Origin of the sequence: Shewanella sp. SG41-4 (assembly GCF_014164505.1) — a bacterium.
GTDB lineage: Bacteria > Pseudomonadota > Gammaproteobacteria > Enterobacterales > Shewanellaceae > Shewanella.
This window is the reverse complement of the sequence record NZ_JACJFI010000561.1, coordinates 1-1,574: the sequence shown is the minus strand read 5'-3', so window position 1 is coordinate 1,574 and position 1,574 is coordinate 1. Positions and strand designations below refer to the sequence as shown.

Below are 1,574 nucleotides of genomic sequence, written 5' to 3'. Positions count from 1 at the left end.
GTGCTGTATTGATGTAACATTTGCATATTGATTTTTTACAGTTTATTTACACGAGTGTGGACAATATTTTAATCGTTGGCAAGACTCTGACTAAAGATCGTTGTTATTATTATATTTATGCGTAGTTTAAACAGTCTGTTTTGATTCTAGCAATGATAGTTTTGGGTATTAAAGATAATGTATAAATAATGATGGTTTATTGATTCTTAGACCGACTAACATCAAGCATAAAGTATTAATTGATTTGCAACATAGGAACTAACATGGCAAAAGCTCCAAAAATGGCATTTGTTTGTGACGATTGTGGCCTAGATTATCCGCGTTGGCAGGGACAGTGTCGTTGTGGTGCGTGGAATTCTTTGGTTGAAATGAAATTATCTGCCTCAAAGAGTTCAACTTCACGCTCATCGGTATTGGGATACGCTGGTGCTGTGGGTGGTGGCTCTAAAAAACTCAGTGAAGTTGAGTCAGAAGATGCCGAAAAAAGACTGACTGACATTGGTGAATTAGATAGGGTGCTAAGTGGTGGTTTAACGACAGGATCGGTGAATATTATTTCTGGCGATCCTGGGGCAGGTAAAACAACATTACTATCCGATTTAGTCGCGCGGATGTCACAATCTATGGCTTCATTGTACTGTACTGCAGAAGAGTCATTATCTCAGTTCAAAAACCGTGTTAATCGTTTGAAGCTTAATTATAACGAGGATAACTTGTTCTTGTTGTCTGAAACCAGCGTAGAAGCCATTATTGAGGAATTAGAAGCCAAGCAAATCAAGTTTGCTGTCATTGATTCTATTCAAGCGGTTGTTACCGATGCGGCCAATGGCAGCCCAGGTTCACCTTCACAAGTTAAAACCGCAGCTCAAGCATTTACCCAATATTGTAAAAAAAATAATGTCACCATGTTCATTATTGCTCATGTGAATAAAAATAATGAAATAGCAGGTCCACAAACCTTAGTCCATATCGTAGATTCATTGTTACACATCGACACCAATGACGGACAAATTCGTACCTTGCGCGCGAATAAAAACCGTTTTGGTGATGTTGATACCGTAGGTATATTCCGCATGAGTGAGCGCGGTATGCTCAGTGTTGATAACCCAAGTGAAATATTTTTATCGGGCTCAACTACAGAATCTCCTGGCTCGACCATTACCTGTATTCGCAAAGGTAACCGTAATTTACTGTTGGAAATACAATGTTTAACCACCGAGACTGAATCTGAGTTCCCACAAAGGGTGTGTGTTGGATTAAACATGAATCGGATTAAAATGCTAACCGGTATTTTACGTAAGCATACTAAAACCAAAATATTTCATGATACGTTTTTTAATATAGTGGGCGGTTTAAAAATAGATGAGTCAGAAACTTGTATCGATCTAGCGCTTGTTACCGCTTTACTGAGCAGTTTAAATGATTTTGTAGTGCCTAGAACCACTTGTATTATGGGGGAGTTGAGTTTGAACGGTGATGTGCGCCCAATCGATAGCGGAGTGCCGAGAGTAAAAGAAGCTGCCCAGCATGGCTTTACAGAGATTTTTATCCCATTTCGTAATTATCACAAAACG

The 1,574-nt window shown here is 39.0% G+C and carries 1 protein-coding gene; it reads left to right on the top strand.

The features are described from left to right. Window positions 1-263: 263 nt before the first annotated feature. The coding region (gene radA / locus H5202_RS22225; protein ID WP_182773942.1) for a DNA repair protein RadA at window positions 264-1,574 on the top strand (1,311 nt) is incomplete at its 3' end.